We start from the raw sequence: 15,502 nt of genomic DNA, 5'->3' as shown, positions 1-15,502 counted from the left end.
CGTTCCGCCCCTGGTGGGCGATTTCTATCACTTCGCCGGTGCTGCCGCTACTTGCGCAGCCCAATGCCCTGTTCAGGGCAGGAACAGCTCGACCACGTCGTTGGTGAAGCGCCGCCCCAGTTCGGTGGGGACGACGCGGACGCCGTCGTGGTGCAGCCAGCCGCGTTCGACGGCGCTGGCCAATGCCGGCTGCAGCACGGCGCGGTCCAGCCCGGTGCGCGACTCGAAGTCGCGCAGGCCGAAGCCTTCGTGCAGGCGCAACAGGTTGAGCATGTATTCGAACGGCAGCCGCGCGGCGTCGATCACGTCGTCGCCGCCGATCGCCGCCGGGGTACCGGCGGCCTCCATGAACGCCTGCGGGTGCTTGTGCTTCCAGCGGCGCAGCACCTGCTGCTGCGCGCCGGAGCTGATCTTGCCGTGCGCGCCGGCGCCGATGCCCAGGTAGTCGCCGAAACGCCAGTAGTTGAGGTTGTGCGCGCACTGCCAGCCGTCGCGCGCATAGGCGCTGACCTCGTACTGGCCGTAGCCGGCCTGCGCCAGCAGCGCCTGGCAATGTTCCTGCATGTCCCAGGCGCTGTCCTCGTCGGGAATGCCGCGCGGCGGCCGCGCGAAGAACACCGTGTTCGGCTCCAGGGTGAGCTGGTAGTGCGAGATGTGCGTGGGCGCCAGCGCGAACGCGCGCTCCAGGTCATGTTCGGCCTGGGCCAGGGTCTGTTCCGGCAGCGCGTACATCAGGTCGATGTTGAAGTTGTCGTAGCCGGCATCCCGGGCCAGCTTCACCGCGCGCTCGGCTTCGCGGCTGTCGTGGATGCGGCCCAGGCGCCTGAGCGCGTCGTCGTCGAAGGTCTGGATGCCAAAGCTGATGCGGTTCACCCCGGCCGCGCGGTAGCGGTCGAAGCGGCCGTGCTCGGCGGTGCCGGGGTTGGTCTCCAGCGTCACTTCCAGGTTCGGCGCGAACCGCAGCCGCGCGCTGGCCTGCTGCAGGAAGCGGTCGATCGCCTCGGGTGGGAACAGGCTGGGGGTGCCGCCGCCGAAGAACACGCTGCTGACCACCCGGCCCCAGACCAGCGGCAGGTCCTGGTCCAGGTCGCGGACCAGCGCGTCGACATAGGCGTCGAACGGCAGCGCGCCCTTGCCGGCATGCGAGTTGAAATCGCAGTACGGGCATTTGCGCACGCACCAGGGCAGGTGCACGTACAGCGACAAGGGCGGCGGCACCAGCCGCACCGGTGCGTGATCTGCGCTGCAGGCCTCGCCGGGCAGGTGGTCGCAATGGTCGTGGGTGTGCGGCATGGGCGGGCAGGGCGTCGCGGACAGGGCGGTCAGTGCCAGGCGGCGAGCTGCCGCTTGAGCTGCTGCAGGGCGAGCGCGCGGTGGCTGATGGCGTTCTTCAGCGCCGGCTCCATCTCCGCGGCGGTCAGGCCATGGCGTTCGTCCAGGAACACCGGGTTGTAGCCGAAGCCGTGGGTGCCGCGCGGCGCATGGGTGATGCGTCCCTCCCAGCGGCCCTCGCAGATCAGCGGCTGCGGATCGGTGGCATGGCGCAGCAGCACGATCACCGCGTAGAAGCGGGCGCCGCGCTCGCCGTCGGGAATGCCGGCCATCGCCTCGAGCAGCTTGGCGTTGTTGGCGGCGGCGTTGCCCGGGACGCCGGCGTAGCGCGCGCTGTACAGGCCGGGCGCGCCGCCCAGGGCGTCGACGATCAGGCCCGAGTCATCGGCCAGCGCCGGCAGGCCGGTGGCCTGGCAGGCCGCGCGGGCCTTGAGCAGCGCGTTCTCGACGAAGGTCAGGCCGGTCTCCTCGACATCGCCCAGGCCCAGTTCGGCGGCCGAGGTGACCTGCAGCGGCAGGTCGGCGAGGATCTCGCGCATTTCCGCCAGCTTGCCGGCATTGTGGCTGGCCAGTACCAGGGTCTTCATTGGCGGGGCTCCAGCAGGTCCCAGGTGTTGCCGTACAGGTCACGGAACACCGCGACCGTGGCATAGGGTTCTTCGCGCGGCGCTTCCAGGAACTGCACGCCGGCCGCACGCATGGCCGCGTGGTCGCGGTGGAAATCGTCGGTGTGCAGGAAGAAGCCGACCCGGCCGCCGGTCTGGTCGCCGATGCGGCTGCGCTGCGCCTCGTCGCTGGCGCGTGCCAGCAGCAGCGCGGCGCCGCTCCCCTCGGCCTGTCCGACCACGACCCAGCGCTTGTGGCCCTGGTCGACGTCCTGCAGCAGCTGGAAACCGAGCTTGCCGGTGTACCAGGCAATCGCCTCGTCGTAATCGGCCACCACCACGGTGACCAGGGCGATGCGCCGGTTCATGCCTGCGCCAGGGCGGCCTGCTGGGCGGCGAACAGTTCGCCGATGCCCTTCTCGGCCAGCGCCAGCAGCGCATCGAGCTCGTCGCGGCGGAAGGCATGGCCTTCGGCGGTGCCCTGCAGTTCGATGAAGCCGCCGCCATCGTTCATGACGACGTTCATGTCGGTGTCGCAGTCGCTGTCCTCGGCGTAGTCCAGGTCCAGCACCGGCACGCCCTTGTAGACCCCGACCGATACCGCGGCGACCGCGCCGAACACCGGGTTGCGCTTGATTTCGCCGCGCTTGAGCAGGGTGTTCACCGCATCCACCAGCGCCACGTAGGCGCCGGTGATGGCCGCGGTGCGGGTGCCGCCGTCGGCCTGCAGCACGTCGCAGTCCAGGGTGATGGTGCGTTCGCCCAGCGCGTTGCGGTCGATGCACGCGCGCAGGGTGCGGCCGATCAGGCGCTGGATCTCCAGCGTGCGCCCGCCCTGCTTGCCGCGCGCGGCCTCGCGGTCGGAACGGGTATGGGTGGAGCGCGGCAGCATGCCGTACTCGGCGGTGACCCAGCCTTCGCCCTTGCCGCGCAGGAACCCGGGCACGCGGTTCTCGACGCTGGCGGTGCACAGCACGCGGGTGTGGCCGAAGCTCACCAGCACCGAGCCCTCGGCATGGCGGGTGAAGCCGCGTTCGAGGGTGACGCTGCGCAGCTGGTCGGCCTGGCGGCCGCTGGGACGGGAAAAGGTCATGGAAAATCCGGGTGGCGATGGAGCGGCATGGGGGCGCCCGGGCGGCCTGCGGGGCCGGCATCCGGGGACGCCTAGGGTACCATTCGCCCTTTGCAACGCACCGGAAATCCACATGATCCGAAGCATGACCGCCTATGCCGGCGGCGAACGCGGCACGCGCTGGGGCACCCTCGGCTGCGAGCTGCGCTCGGTCAACCACCGTTTCCTCGAAGTGGGGGTGCGGTTGCCGGAGGAACTGCGCGCGCTGGAGCCGCAGCTGCGCGAGCGCGTGGCCGCGCGCATCAGCCGCGGCAAGCTGGACCTGGTCATGCGCCTGCGCGCGCCGGACGCGGCGCCCACGCTGGCGGTGGACGAGGCGCTGGTCGAGCAGCTGGGCGGCCTGGCGCGGCGCCTGCACTCGCGGTTCCCGGACATGCGCATCGGCTTCACCGAACTGCTGGCGTATCCGGGCGTGCTGCGCGGCGAGGCGGTCGATGCGGCGGCACTGCAGGCCGAGGCGCTGGCACTGCTGGACGAGACCCTCGACGGCTTCGTCGCCGCGCGCGAGCGCGAGGGCGCCAAGCTGAGCGCGGCGATCAGCGAGCGGGTGGACGCGATCGAACGCATCGCCGGCGAGGTGCGCGGGCTGATCCCCGCCATCCGTGAGGGCCAGCGCGCCAAGCTGGCCGCGCGCCTGGCTGACCTGCCGCACCCGGTCGACCCGGGCCGTGCCGAGCAGGAACTGGTGCTGTGGCTGCAGAAGCTCGATGTCGACGAGGAACTGGACCGCCTGGGCAGCCACATCGGCGAGATCCGCCGCGTGCTGCGCGAGCGCGAACCGGTCGGCCGGCGCCTGGATTTCCTGCTGCAGGAGTTCAACCGCGAGGCCAACACCCTGGGCTCCAAGTCGGTGGACAGCCGCACCTCCAACGCCGCGGTCGAACTGAAGGTGCTGATCGACCAGATCCGCGAGCAGGTGCAGAACCTGGAGTAACCCCCGCCGGCGCCGTCGCGCCGTGCGTTGTGTTTCCGGAGCGGGTCGCCGCATCCCTGCGCCGGGCCGCGTGTTGCCGTGCGCGGGCTGGCCTGCAGGTGCCGGGCCACGTCCGGGACCGGGCGGTGCGTCGGCGCGGCCATTGCCGTGGTGGCGGCCTCACCCGATGCCGCCGCGCGGCGTGTGCGCCTGCCGCGCACCGGCCGGCCGCGCTTGCCGCCACGGGCCGCGGCTGCTATGCAGTCCGTTCCCTGGCGCAGAGGTGTGGGCATGCACGCGACGGTTGCCGATCCGATCCATCGACGCCGCTTCCTGGCGGCCGCCGCGGGCGGCGCGGCACTGCCCTGCTGCCGGCGGCGGGGCGTGCGGCGGCCCGCATGCGCGACGATCCGCGCTGGATCCCGTCCGATGCCTTCCTGGCCACGTTGCCGGAATGGATGCGTGCCTTCGGCGTGCCCGGCGTCGCCATCGCCGTGGTGGACCAGGGCGAGCTGGCGTGGCACCGCGGGTTCGGCGTGGCCGACGTGGACAGCGGTGCGCCGGTCGACGCCCACAGCGTGTTCGAGTGCGCCTCGCTGAGCAAGCCGGTGTTCGCCTACCTGGTGCTGCAGCTGGTGGATGCCGGGGCGCTAGCGCTCGACCGCCCGCTGGTGGACTACCACCGGCCCGATTTCCTGGCCGATGACGACCCGCAGCTGGCGCGGATCACCGTGCGCGACGTCCTGCGCCACAGCAGCGGCCTGCCGGGCTGGCGCGCGCACCCCGACCGCGATCCACTGCGCACGATCGCCGAGCCCGGACAGCGGGTGGATTATTCGGGCGAGGCGTTTTTCTGGCTACAGCGGGTGGTGGAGACGGTCACCGGCCAGGCCCTGGACCAATGGGCGCAGCAGCACCTGTTCGGGCCCGCCGGCATGCACGGCAGCACCTACACCTGGAATGCGCACGCCGCGCGCCACTCGGTGACCGGCGTGCCCGCGCCGGGCGCCCGTCCGGTGGTGCAGACCTTCCGCGCGCAATGGCCGCTGCTGCAGCCGCTGGCCGAGGCCAGCGGCAAGCCACTGGCCGCCTGGACCTGGGACGACGCGGTGCGCGCGCTGCCGCAGGCGCAGGCCGCCGCGCCGACGGGCATGTTCGTATGGCCCGGCGACCTGCTGGCCAATGCCGCCGCCAGCCTGCGCGGCCCGGTGCAGGACTACGCGCGCTTCATCGCCCACATCATGCGGCGCCCGGTGCGGCAGGACTGGGAGATCGGCGAGGCGACCCGGCAGGCGATGCTCACCCCGCAGCTGGCGGTGCGGCCGGGCTGGCTGGACAAGGGCCTGGGCTGGAACCTGGAACGGATCGACGCGGATACGCGCTGGTTCTTCCATGGCGGCGCCAATGCCGGCCGCTACAAGACCTTCGCGGTCGGCGACCCGCGGCACGGGCGCGGGCTGGTGGTGATGACCAGCGGCGGTGGCGGCACCGGGGTCTACCAGCGCATCGTGCGCGCGGCCACCGGGCGCGACATGCTCGCCTTCGACCTCTGACCGGGCCGCGGCTGCAAATGCCCGGCCCCGGCCCCCGGCATTTGCAGCGACGGCCCGGGCTGGTTATCGTGCGCCGCCCGAACCATCGACCCGGAGATCCGCGCGATGCGTGGCACCCTCTTCATCGTCGCGGCTCCCTCCGGTGCCGGCAAAAGCAGCCTCGTCAACGCCACCCTGGCGCGCGATGCGCAGATCGCGCTGTCCATTTCCTTCACCTCGCGGGCGATGCGCCCGGGCGAAGAGAACGGTCGCCACTACCATTTCGTCAGCGCCGCGGAGTTCGAGCGCATGATCGCCGCCGGCGATTTCTTCGAGTACGCCCGCGTGCACGGCGACTGGAAGGGCACCGCGCGGCAGTCGGTGGAGCCGCAGCTGGCCGCCGGCAAGGACGTGCTGCTGGAGATCGACTGGCAGGGCGCGCGCCAGGTGCGCGAAAAGGTGCCCGACGCGGTCAGCGTATTCATCCTGCCGCCCTCCAAGCAGGCGCTGGACGACCGCATGCGCAAGCGCGGCCAGGACAGCGAGGCGGTGATGGCGCAGCGGCTGGCGGCCGCGCGCGAGGAAATGCTGCATTACGACGAATTCGACTATGTGATCGTCAACGAGGTGTTCGACACCGCCGTGGACGAGATGTGCGCCATCTTCACCGCCAGCCGCCTGCGCCGGGCGCAGCAGCAGGCCCGCCATGGCGGCCTGATCCGCTCGCTGCTGGACTGAGCCGCGGCGGCCCGGGCCGGGTGTCGCGGCCGCCATGGGGCGGCCGCCGGTGCCGGCCGGGCAGGCAACTGATTGATTCCAAAGGACCCGGGGCAGCGGCGATTTGTATCCCGGGGCGTCGGCCTGTACAATCCCCGACCTTTCCCTCATCCGATCGAGCGGCCGCTGCTGGTCGCCGGGAGCTCGCATGGCCCGCATTACCGTAGAAGATTGCCTGGAAGTCGTTAACAACCGTTTCGAGCTGGTCATGATGGCGTCCAAGCGCGCCCGCCAGCTGGCCAACGGCGTGCAGGCCACCCTCGACAACAGCGAGACCGAGGACAAGCCGACCGTGCTGGCGCTGCGCGAGATCGCCGCGCGCAAGATCGACAACGCGCTGATCGAGGAAGTCGAGAAGGCCGAGCGCGAGCGCGCCGAGCGCGAGGCGCTGGAATGGGCCGCCGCCGAAGTCGTCGCCGACGAGGATATGTCCAAGAACGACGACTGATCCGCCGGGTCATCGCTGTGCATCGACAGCCCGCCACGTGCGGGCTGTCTGCGTTATGGGCGCCCGGCACCCTGCATTCCATGCCCCGGACGCGTCTGCAGGAAAGCCTTCGTGTGCCAGTCGGCGCTGCGAAGCGGCGCGGCGATGAACAGGACGGGGCCCGCCGCCCGCAATGCAGGCCGTGGGGCGGCGGCGCCAGCGCGATGCCGCGTCTTTGGCGTTGCCGTGTGGGTGCTGCTGGCATATCTTCCCAGCCATGAACCCAGGACCCTCTGCCCAGGTCGCTGCGCCCGCGGGTGGCGCGGTGCCGGACTACGTACTCCAACTCGAACGCGCAGCCAGTTACCTGCCCGCCGAGCAGCTGCCGATGCTGCGCCGTGCCTGGGAAGTGGGCGCGTCCGCGCATGCGGGCCAGACCCGCAAGTCCGGTGAGCCCTACATCACCCATCCGGTGGCGGTGGCCGGCATCCTGGCCGAGCTCGGGCTGGACGTGGAGGCGCTGGTCGCGGCGATCCTGCACGACACCATCGAAGACACCCCGCTGACCTACGACGAGCTGGCCGGCGAGTTCGGGCAGACCGTCGCCGAGCTTGTCGAAGGCGTCACCAAGCTGGACAAGCTGCGCTTCCGCGACCGCCAGGAAGCGGCGGCCGAGAGCTTCCGCAAGATGCTGCTGGCCATGTCGCGCGACCTGCGCGTGATCATGATCAAGCTGGCCGACCGCCTGCACAACATGCGCACGCTGGGCGCGCAGAGCGCCGAGGCGCGGCGCCGCATCGCGATGGAAACGCTGGATATCTACGCCCCCATCGCCCAGCGCCTGGGCATGAGCCTGATCAAGTCCGAGCTGCAGAACCTGGGTTTCAAGGCGCTGTACCCGTGGCGCCACGCCATCCTGGAAAAGCACATCCGCAGCCAGCCGGTGGTGCGCCGCGAGGCGATGGCGCAGGTCGAGGTGCAGTTGTCGCAGCGGCTGGCGCGCGAAGGGCTGGAACACCGCCTGGTCAGCCGCATCAAGACGCCCTGGAGCATCTACACCAAGATGCGCGAGGAGAACAAAACCTTCGACCAGGTGATGGACGTGTTCGGCTTCCGCCTGGTGATGCGCTCGGTGCCCAGCTGCTACCACGCGCTGGGCGCGGTGCACGCCGCGTTCAAGCCGCTGGACGGGCGCTTCCGCGATTTCATCGCCATCCCCAAGGCCAACGGTTACCAGTCGCTGCACACGGTGCTGTTCGGGCCCTACGGCTCGCCGATCGAGGTGCAGATCCGCACCGAGGAGATGGACCTGATCGCCGAGCGCGGCGTGGCCGCGCACTGGACCTACAAGTTCGGCGGCGATTCGCCCAACAGCGCGCAGAGCCGCGCGCACGCGTGGATCGTCGAGCTGATCGATTCGCAGCGCTCGGCCGGTTCGTCGCTGGAGTTCCTGGACAACGTCAAGGTCGACCTGTTCCCGGACGAGGTCTACCTGTTCACGCCCAAGGGCAAGATCCTGGCGTTGCCGCGCAACTCCACCGCGCTCGACTTCGCCTATGCGGTGCACACCGACATCGGCAACCGCGCGGTGGCTTCGCGCGTGGACAAGAAGCTGGTGCCGCTGCGCACCAAGCTGGCCAGCGGGCAGACGGTGGAAGTGATCACTGCGCGCTCGGCCACGCCCAAACCGCAATGGCTGGAGTTCGTGGTCAGCTCCAAGGCGCGTACCGCCATCCGCCACCAGCTCAAGCAGCTCGAGCACGAGGACGCCGTGCAGCTGGGCCACCGCATGCTCGACCGCGCGCTGGAAGCGATGGACAGCTCGATCGAGCGCCTGCCCAAGGGGCGGCTGGATGCCTTCCTGGGCGAGCACCGCTACCCGCGCCTGGAAGCGTTCCTGGCCGACGTCGCGCTTGGCAACTGGATGCCCACCCAGGCCGCGCAGGCGCTGATGGCGCATGGCGAGCCGCGCGCCGGCGGTACCACGCAGCGGGCGCAGGAGAAGATCCTGATCAACGGCAGCGAGCGCGGCGTGGTCAGCTTCGCCGGCTGCTGCCAGCCGATCCCGGGCGACGAGATCATGGGCTACCACACCGCCGGCAAGGGCATCGTGGTGCATCGCATGGACTGCCCGAACCTGGCCGAGCTGCGCAAGTCGCCCGAGCGCTGGGTGCCGATCGGCTGGGACAGCAGCGTGGTCGGCGACTACGACACCGCGCTGGTGGTGGAAGTGGAGAACGGCACCGGGGTACTGGCGCAGCTGGCCGCGGCCATCGCCCAGAGCCAGTCCAACATCGAGCGGGTGGACTACCTGGACCGCGACTTCAATGCCGCGGTGCTGTGCTTCAACATCCAGGTGCGCGACCGTACCCACCTGGCCGAGGTGATGCGCCGGTTGCGGCGCCTGAGCGTGGTGCAGTCGGTACGTCGCCAGTGAGCGCTGCGAACGGGTAGCTGCGGGGCTTGCCCCGCATGGAGCTTCACCGGAACGCCCCACCGGGCGCAGCCCTGCGCCATGGACGCCAGCGCCGACCCCTGTAGCGCGGGGCACCGTAGCGCTGGGGCCCTATCGACCCTGTCCGCACCCGCTGCGGAACAACCGTCATCCGCCGCCGCCGCGCTTTCTCCACAGCCGGTGTGCAACGGCATGCCGACAACCTGTGGATAAGCGCCCATGCGCCTTGCCGGGCGTGCCTTCGCCGCGGGTGGTGAAAAAATGTCCACGATGGCCGCGGCGCCGGCGGGCCGGCATGCCCGGGGCGGACGCTACAATGCCGGGCCATATCCCAACCGGAGTCCCCCATGTCCCGCCAGATCATCAACACCGCCAACGCGCCGGCCGCCATCGGCCCGTACTCGCAGGCCGTGCGTGCCGGCAACACCGTGTATTTCTCCGGCCAGATCCCGCTGGACCCGGCCACCGGCGAGATCGTCGCCGGCGACGTCGCCGCACAGGCGCGCCGCGCCTTCGACAACCTCAAGGCGGTGGCCACCGAAGCCGGCGGTTCGCTCGACCAGATCGTGCGCCTGGGCCTGTACCTGACCGACCTGGGCGAGTTTGCCAAGGTCAATGCGGTGATGCAGGAGTACTTCCAGGCGCCGTTCCCCGCCCGCTCCACCATCGAAGTGTCCGGCCTGCCCAAGGGCGCGGCGTTCGAAGTCGATGCGGTGATGATCCTCGACTGATCCACCGGCATGGCGCGTACCCGTGCGGCGGCCCCCGCGCTGGCGGCCAGCGGCGAAACCCCGGTGACGGCGCTGCCGGGCGTCGGCCTGGCGGTGGCCGCCAAGCTGCAGGCGCGCGGCATCGGCAGCCTGCAGGACCTGTGGCTGCACCTGCCGCTGCGCTACGAGGACCGGACCCGGCTCAGCGCCATCGCCACGCTGTTGCCGGGCAGCGCCGCGCAGGTGGAAGGGCGGGTGGTCGCGGTGGAGCGCGGCTTCCGCTACCGGCCGGTGCTGCGGGTGGCGCTGGAAGACGACTCGCGCGGCACCCTGGTGCTGCGCTTCTTCCACTTCCGCGCCGCGCAGGTGGCGCAGTTCGCGGTCGGCGCGCGCCTGCGCTGCTACGGCACCCCGCGCCCGGGCCAGCACGGGCTGGAGATCGTGCACCCCAGCTACCGCATGCTCGGTGACGGCGAGGAGGCCGGCCTGGGCGACGCCTTGGATCCGGTCTATCCGGTGGTCGAGGGGATCGGCCCGGCGACCCTGCGCAAGTTGATCGGCCAGGCGTTGGAGCGGTTGCCCGGCGAGGCCGCGCTGGAGTTGCTGCCGGCCGCCCTGCTGGACGGCCTGGCGTTGCCGTCGCTGCGGCAGGCGCTGTTGACCATGCATCGGCCGCCCGCCGATGCCGATGTCGCCGCGCTCGCCGCCGGCACCCACCCGGCGCAGCGGCGGCTGGCCATGGAAGAACTGCTGGCCCACCACCTGAGCCTGCGCCGCCAGCGCATCGCCCTGCAGCAGCATCACGCCCCGGCGCTGAAGGGGGGCGACAAGCGCGTGCGGCAACTGCGCCAGTCGCTGCCGTTCCGTCTTACCGGTGCGCAGCAGCGCGTGTTCGCGCAGATCCGCCAGGACCTGGCGCGGCCGCACCCGATGCTGCGCCTGGTGCAGGGTGACGTCGGCTCCGGCAAGACCGTGGTGGCCGCGCTGGCGGCGATGCTGGCGGTGGAGCAGGGCAAGCAGGTGGCGCTGGCGGCGCCGACCGAACTGCTGGCCGAGCAGCACCTGGCCAACCTGCGCGGCTGGCTCGAGCCGCTGGGCGTGCAGGTGGCGTGGCTGGCCGGCAAGGTCACCGGCAAGGCGCGCGCGCGGGCGCTGGAGGACATCGCCTCGGGGCGTGCGCAGGTGGTGGTCGGTACCCACGCGCTGATGCAGGACAGCGTGGTGTTCCACGACCTGGCGCTGGCCATCGTCGACGAGCAGCACCGCTTCGGCGTGCACCAGCGGCTGGCACTGCGCGACAAGGGCGCCGATGGCCGCAGCGTGCCGCACCAGCTGGTGATGACCGCCACGCCGATCCCGCGCACGCTGGCGATGGCCGCCTATTCCGACCTGGACGTGTCGGCGATCGACGAGCTGCCGCCCGGCCGCACCCCGGTGCAGACCATCGTCATCAGCGCCGAGCGCCGGCCGGAACTGGTCGAACGCATCCGCGCCGCGTGCGCGCAGGGGCGCCAGGCGTATTGGGTATGCACCCTGATCGACGAGAGCGGGGACGATGGCGGCGGCCCCGCGGCCAACGCCGGGCGCATGGAGGCCGTGGCCGCCCAGGCCACCTTCGAGGCGCTGTCCGCGCAGTTGCCGGGCGTGCGCGTCGGGCTGGTGCACGGGCGCATGAAGGCCGCCGAGAAGCAGGCCGCGATGCGCGCCTTCAAGGCAGGCGAGACCGGCCTGCTGGTCGCCACCACGGTGATCGAAGTGGGCGTGGACGTGCCCAATGCCTCGTTGATGATCATCGAGAACGCCGAGCGCCTGGGCCTGGCGCAGCTGCACCAGCTGCGCGGCCGGGTGGGGCGCGGCGCGGCCGCGTCCAGCTGCGTGCTGATGTACCAGGGGCCGCTGTCGGCGATGGCGCGGCAGCGGCTGGAGACCATGCGCCAGACCAGCGACGGCTTCGTGATCGCGGAAAAGGATCTGGAGCTGCGCGGCCCCGGCGAACTGCTCGGCACCCGCCAGACCGGTCTGGCCGCGTTCCGGGTGGCCGACCTGGCGCGCGACGCGGGGCTGCTGCCGGGCGTGCATGCCCTGGCCGAACGGCTGCTGGCCGACGCGCCGGCGGTGGCCGACCGCGTCGTGGCGCGCTGGGTGGGCGGCGCGGCCCGTTACGCCTCGGCCTGAGCGCGCACTTCCCCTGTCAGGGCCCAGGTGCCAGACTCCATGGCCGACCAGAAGGCAAGCATGAGATGAGCAAGAAGATTCCGCTGCTGATTGATACCGACCCGGGCGTGGACGATGCGCTGGCGCTGTTGATGGCCTTTGCCGACGCGCGCCACGACGTGGTCGGGTTGACGGTGGCGGCGGGCAATGTCGGCCTGGGCTACACCGTGCGCAACGCGTTGAAGCTGTGCGAGGTTGCCGGGCGCGGCGACGTGCCGGTGTTCGCCGGTGCCCCCGATCCGCTGGTGTATCCGGCCGAGGACGCGGCCCATGTGCATGGCCGCGACGGCTTCGGCGACGTCGACCTGCCCGCCGCCGCGCGCGCGGTCGAGGACGAGCACGCCGCGCTGGCGATCCTGCGCCTGTCGCACCAGTATGCCGGCGAGCTGCTGCTGGTCGCGCTGGGGCCGCTGACCAACATCGCGCTGGCGCTGAAGCTCGACCCGACCCTGCCGCAGCGGGTGAAACGCTTCCTGGTGATGGGCGGGGCGATCACCGGCCACGGCAACATCACCCCGGTGGCGGAGTTCAACATCGCCTTCGACCCGGAGGCGGCGCACATCGTGTTCACCGCGTTCCCGCATGTCGAAGTGGCCGACTGGGAAGCCACCGTCGCCCATGGCCTGCTGCACCGGAACGTGGAGCAGTGGCTGGCCGCCGATACCGACAAGGCGCGTTTCTACGAGCTGATCTCGCGCCAGACCCGGCTGTGGTCCGAGGACAGCCGCGGCGAGTACTGGTACGCGGCCGACGCGCTGGCGATGGCCTGGGCGCTGCAACCGGAAGGCGCGACCCGGCTGGAACAGCGCCCGCTGGCGATCGAGATGGCCGGCGGCCGCACCCGCGGCGCCACCGTGGTGGACTGGAACCGGCAGACCGGCGCGGCGGACAACACCACCCTGCTGATCGGCTACGACCAGGCCCGCTTCGAACGCCAGGTGCAGCGGGCGCTGGGGCTGGATTCCTGATTCCCTTCAATCCCGGCTTGCCCCGACGGGCCGGCCGGGACTATAATGCCGCTCTTGACCACCAGCCCACACGGTGTGAGCCCATGAAGGCCGACATTCATCCCGATTACCACAACGTCGTGTTCCACGACGTCACCTCCGATTTCAAGTTCCTCACCCGTTCGACCATGTCCTCCAAGGAAACGGTCAAGTGGGAGGACGGCGAAGAGTACCCGCTGATCAAGGTCGAAATTTCCTCGGCCTCGCACCCGTTCTACACGGGCAAGCACAAGGTCATCGACACCAGCGGCCGCATCGACAAGTTCCAGAAGCGCTACGCGCGCTGATCGCAACTGTCGTTCCGCCCGGACAACGGCCGCGCCCTGCGCGGCCGTTGTTTTGTCGTGCTGGCAGCTGCGCCAGCCCCTGCGTGCCATGCCGGGCGGCTGTCCGCTGCGCCCCCGCCGGGGACGCCGGGCGTGCCGTCAGCGTGGCGCGCGCCACGGCTGAATCCCGGCGCAATGCCGGCCGGTGCGTGCGCGACGCTGTGTCGCGCGCGTGCGCCGTCCATAGGACTTTAGTCTGCGCAACCGGCAAATGCTGCTGTGCGATAATGGCCTGAACCGCGGTGCAAAACCGTGGAACTTCCTTCACGTGCCTGCCCGTCATTCCTCGTCGGGGCCGGCGCCATCCACTTGAGGAGCGCACACTGTGTCCGATCTTGATCAGGTCACGCTCAACGCCGGCGACACGTCGGTCGTTCTGCCTGTAGTCAAGCCCGTCCTGGGCAACGACTGTGTCGATATCTCGAAGCTGACCAAGGAAACCGGTCTCTTCACCTACGACTCCGGTTACACCGCCACCGCCAGCTGCAAGTCGGCCATCACCTACATCGATGGCGACAAGGGCGTGCTGCTGTACCGCGGTTACCCGATCGAGCAGCTGGCCGAGAAGTCCAGCTTCGTCGAGGTTGCCTACATGCTGGTCAACGGCGAGCGCCCGGACGCCGCGCAGCTGAAGGCCTTCGAGGCCGAGCTGGCAGAGGAAGCCGGTGTCGACGCGTCGATCAACACCCTGATCGGCAGCTTCGCCAAAGATGCGCACCCGATGGCGATCCTCGCCGCGGCGATCGCGCAGCTCTCCGCCAAATACCACGATTCGCTGGACCTGGCCGATGCCGAGCAGCGCCGCAAGGCCGCCGTGCGCCTGATCGCCAAGGTGCCGACCCTGTCGTCGCTGATCTACCGCCATGGCAAGGGCCTGCCGGCCAACACCCCGGACACCTCGCTGGATTACGTCAGCCGCTTCCTGAAGCAGACCTTCGAGTCGGCCGACGGCCAGTACGAACTCAACCCGCACGTGGTGAAGGCGCTGGACCTGCTGTTCATCCTGCACGCCGACCACGAGCAGAACGCCTCGACCTCGACCGTGCGCCTGGTCGGCTCGACCGGTGCCAACCCGTACGCCTCGGTCGCCGCCGGCGTCACCGCGCTGTGGGGTCCGGCGCATGGCGGCGCCAACGAAGCCGTGCTGAAGATGCTGGAAGAGATCGGCAGCGCCGACAACGTCGAGTCCGCGGTGCTCAAGGCCAAGGACAAGACCTCCGGCTTCCGCCTGATGGGCTTCGGCCACCGCGTCTACAAGAACTTCGACCCGCGCGCCAAGGTCATCGGCGAGATGACCAAGCAGGTGCTGGGCCAGCTGGGCGTGACCGACCCGCTGCTCGATGTCGCCATCAAGCTGGAGCAGGCCGCGCTGCAGGACGACTACTTCGTCGCCCGCAAGCTGTACCCGAACGTGGATTTCTACAGCGGCATCATCTACAAGGCGCTGCAGATCCCGACCGAGATGTTCACCGTCATGTTCGCCCTCGGCCGCACCGCCGGCTGGGTATCGCACTGGCTGGAGCAGCAGGTCGATCCGGAAATGAAGATCGGCCGTCCGCGCCAGGTCTACACCGGCCACGCCGTGCGCGACTACACCTGAGCCTGCGCGCATCGGCGCAGCGATGCGCCGCCCGCGCGAGCAAAGCCCCGCTCCGGCGGGGCTTTTTCGTTTTCGTGGTTCCAGGCATGCGGCTTTGCGCGCGGCAGGGCGATGGCCCGTATCGCACGCGGCGACCGGTATCCGGACGCGGGTAGCGGCGCCAGCAGCAGCCCCCGCGCACGCCACTTCTCCACAAGGTCTGTGCGGCACTTCCGGCAGAAGTTGTGGATAACGCCGGCGCCGCCTTGCGTGGCGGGCCTCGGCGAAGCATGGTGAAAAAACCGCCAGGAGCGGTTTTTGACATCGCCTGTCGATGGCCCGAAGGGTTCCCACCATGGACGGCGGGAACCAAAAACCGCCAGGAGCGGTTTTTGACATCGCCTGTCGATGGCCCGAAGGGTTGCCGCCATGGAGGGCGGGAACCAAAACCGCCAGGAGCGGTTTCCGGCATCGCCCGTCGATGCTCATGCCC

The 15,502-nt window shown here is 70.4% G+C and carries 14 protein-coding genes; 10 read left to right on the top strand and 4 right to left on the bottom strand.

What is annotated here, in order from left to right:
* Positions 1–72: 72 nt before the first annotated feature.
* The 4 genes from hemW to rph are packed head-to-tail and all read right to left on the bottom strand — an operon-like array spanning position 73 to position 3,030.
* Entirely contained in the window at positions 73–1,293 is a 1,221-nt protein-coding gene (hemW, locus tag MKP15_RS07415) for a radical SAM family heme chaperone HemW (RefSeq protein WP_240212271.1), read from the bottom strand.
* 29 nt (positions 1,294–1,322) lie between these two features.
* Positions 1,323–1,919 (bottom strand): RdgB/HAM1 family non-canonical purine NTP pyrophosphatase, encoded by a 597-nt coding sequence (gene rdgB / locus MKP15_RS07410; RefSeq protein WP_161614977.1) that lies wholly within the window; start codon positions 1,917–1,919, stop codon positions 1,323–1,325.
* A complete protein-coding gene (locus MKP15_RS07405) occupies positions 1,916–2,305 on the bottom strand; it encodes a VOC family protein (protein WP_240212270.1) in 390 nt (129 codons plus the stop codon). Before MKP15_RS07405 ends, rdgB begins: the two co-directional genes overlap by 4 nt.
* Positions 2,302–3,030 (bottom strand): ribonuclease PH, encoded by a 729-nt coding sequence (rph, locus tag MKP15_RS07400; RefSeq protein WP_104939473.1) that lies wholly within the window; start codon positions 3,028–3,030, stop codon positions 2,302–2,304. Before rph ends, MKP15_RS07405 begins: the two co-directional genes overlap by 4 nt.
* Positions 3,031–3,142: 112 nt before the next feature.
* Between rph and MKP15_RS07395 the strand changes: the two genes are divergently transcribed.
* The 10 genes from MKP15_RS07395 (at position 3,143) to MKP15_RS07350 (ending at position 15,030) form a co-directional block, all read left to right on the top strand.
* The gene (locus MKP15_RS07395) at positions 3,143–4,003 is read left to right on the top strand and encodes a YicC/YloC family endoribonuclease (RefSeq protein WP_240212269.1); all 861 of its coding nucleotides are present in this window, start codon (positions 3,143–3,145) and stop codon (positions 4,001–4,003) included.
* A 377-nt stretch (positions 4,004–4,380) separates the two neighbouring features.
* A complete protein-coding gene (locus MKP15_RS07390; protein WP_240212268.1) occupies positions 4,381–5,535 on the top strand; it encodes a serine hydrolase domain-containing protein in 1,155 nt (384 codons plus the stop codon).
* A gap of 105 nt (positions 5,536–5,640) precedes the next feature.
* Complete coding sequence (gene gmk / locus MKP15_RS07385; protein ID WP_104939470.1) at positions 5,641–6,252, top strand: guanylate kinase; 612 nt, start codon at positions 5,641–5,643, stop codon at positions 6,250–6,252.
* A gap of 187 nt (positions 6,253–6,439) precedes the next feature.
* Positions 6,440–6,739, top strand: coding sequence for a DNA-directed RNA polymerase subunit omega (rpoZ, locus tag MKP15_RS07380; protein WP_054667378.1), 300 nt, complete (start codon positions 6,440–6,442; stop codon positions 6,737–6,739).
* A gap of 256 nt (positions 6,740–6,995) precedes the next feature.
* Positions 6,996–9,155, top strand: coding sequence for a bifunctional (p)ppGpp synthetase/guanosine-3',5'-bis(diphosphate) 3'-pyrophosphohydrolase (locus MKP15_RS07375; RefSeq protein WP_104939469.1), 2,160 nt, complete (start codon positions 6,996–6,998; stop codon positions 9,153–9,155).
* 365 nt (positions 9,156–9,520) lie between these two features.
* Positions 9,521–9,904, top strand: coding sequence for a RidA family protein (locus MKP15_RS07370; RefSeq protein WP_104939468.1), 384 nt, complete (start codon positions 9,521–9,523; stop codon positions 9,902–9,904).
* Between the two features lie 9 nt (positions 9,905–9,913).
* Positions 9,914–12,058, top strand: a complete 2,145-nt coding sequence (recG, locus tag MKP15_RS07365) for an ATP-dependent DNA helicase RecG (protein WP_240212267.1) — start codon at positions 9,914–9,916, stop codon at positions 12,056–12,058.
* A gap of 65 nt (positions 12,059–12,123) precedes the next feature.
* Positions 12,124–13,065, top strand: a complete 942-nt coding sequence (locus MKP15_RS07360) for a nucleoside hydrolase (RefSeq protein WP_104939466.1) — start codon at positions 12,124–12,126, stop codon at positions 13,063–13,065.
* An 83-nt stretch (positions 13,066–13,148) separates the two neighbouring features.
* Positions 13,149–13,391 (top strand): type B 50S ribosomal protein L31, encoded by a 243-nt coding sequence (locus tag MKP15_RS07355; protein ID WP_056931181.1) that lies wholly within the window; start codon positions 13,149–13,151, stop codon positions 13,389–13,391.
* 364 nt (positions 13,392–13,755) lie between these two features.
* Positions 13,756–15,030 (top strand): citrate synthase, encoded by a 1,275-nt coding sequence (locus MKP15_RS07350; protein WP_104939465.1) that lies wholly within the window; start codon positions 13,756–13,758, stop codon positions 15,028–15,030.
* The last annotated feature ends 472 nt before the right edge of the window (positions 15,031–15,502 follow it).

It is taken from the genome of Stenotrophomonas sp. Y6 (assembly GCF_022436665.1).
In the GTDB taxonomy this organism is placed as follows: domain Bacteria; phylum Pseudomonadota; class Gammaproteobacteria; order Xanthomonadales; family Xanthomonadaceae; genus Stenotrophomonas; species Stenotrophomonas acidaminiphila_A.
This window is presented reverse-complemented; position numbering and strand designations above follow the sequence as displayed.

Bases quoted from the DNA above. Each gene is read 5' to 3' on its own strand.
- recG (WP_240212267.1), top strand. From the start codon at position 9,914: ATGGCGCGTACCCGTGCGGCGGCCCCCGCGCTGGCGGCCAGCGGCGAA.
- rdgB (WP_161614977.1), bottom strand. From the start codon at position 1,919: ATGAAGACCCTGGTACTGGCCAGCCACAATGCCGGCAAGCTGGCGGAA.
- MKP15_RS07355 (WP_056931181.1), top strand. From the start codon at position 13,149: ATGAAGGCCGACATTCATCCCGATTACCACAACGTCGTGTTCCACGAC.
- MKP15_RS07395 (WP_240212269.1), top strand. From the start codon at position 3,143: ATGATCCGAAGCATGACCGCCTATGCCGGCGGCGAACGCGGCACGCGC.
- gmk (WP_104939470.1), top strand. From the start codon at position 5,641: ATGCGTGGCACCCTCTTCATCGTCGCGGCTCCCTCCGGTGCCGGCAAA.
- MKP15_RS07375 (WP_104939469.1), top strand. From the start codon at position 6,996: ATGAACCCAGGACCCTCTGCCCAGGTCGCTGCGCCCGCGGGTGGCGCG.
- MKP15_RS07360 (WP_104939466.1), top strand. From the start codon at position 12,124: ATGAGCAAGAAGATTCCGCTGCTGATTGATACCGACCCGGGCGTGGAC.
- MKP15_RS07405 (WP_240212270.1), bottom strand. From the start codon at position 2,305: ATGAACCGGCGCATCGCCCTGGTCACCGTGGTGGTGGCCGATTACGAC.
- rpoZ (WP_054667378.1), top strand. From the start codon at position 6,440: ATGGCCCGCATTACCGTAGAAGATTGCCTGGAAGTCGTTAACAACCGT.
- MKP15_RS07370 (WP_104939468.1), top strand. From the start codon at position 9,521: ATGTCCCGCCAGATCATCAACACCGCCAACGCGCCGGCCGCCATCGGC.
- rph (WP_104939473.1), bottom strand. From the start codon at position 3,030: ATGACCTTTTCCCGTCCCAGCGGCCGCCAGGCCGACCAGCTGCGCAGC.
- hemW (WP_240212271.1), bottom strand. From the start codon at position 1,293: ATGCCGCACACCCACGACCATTGCGACCACCTGCCCGGCGAGGCCTGC.
- MKP15_RS07390 (WP_240212268.1), top strand. From the start codon at position 4,381: ATGCGCGACGATCCGCGCTGGATCCCGTCCGATGCCTTCCTGGCCACG.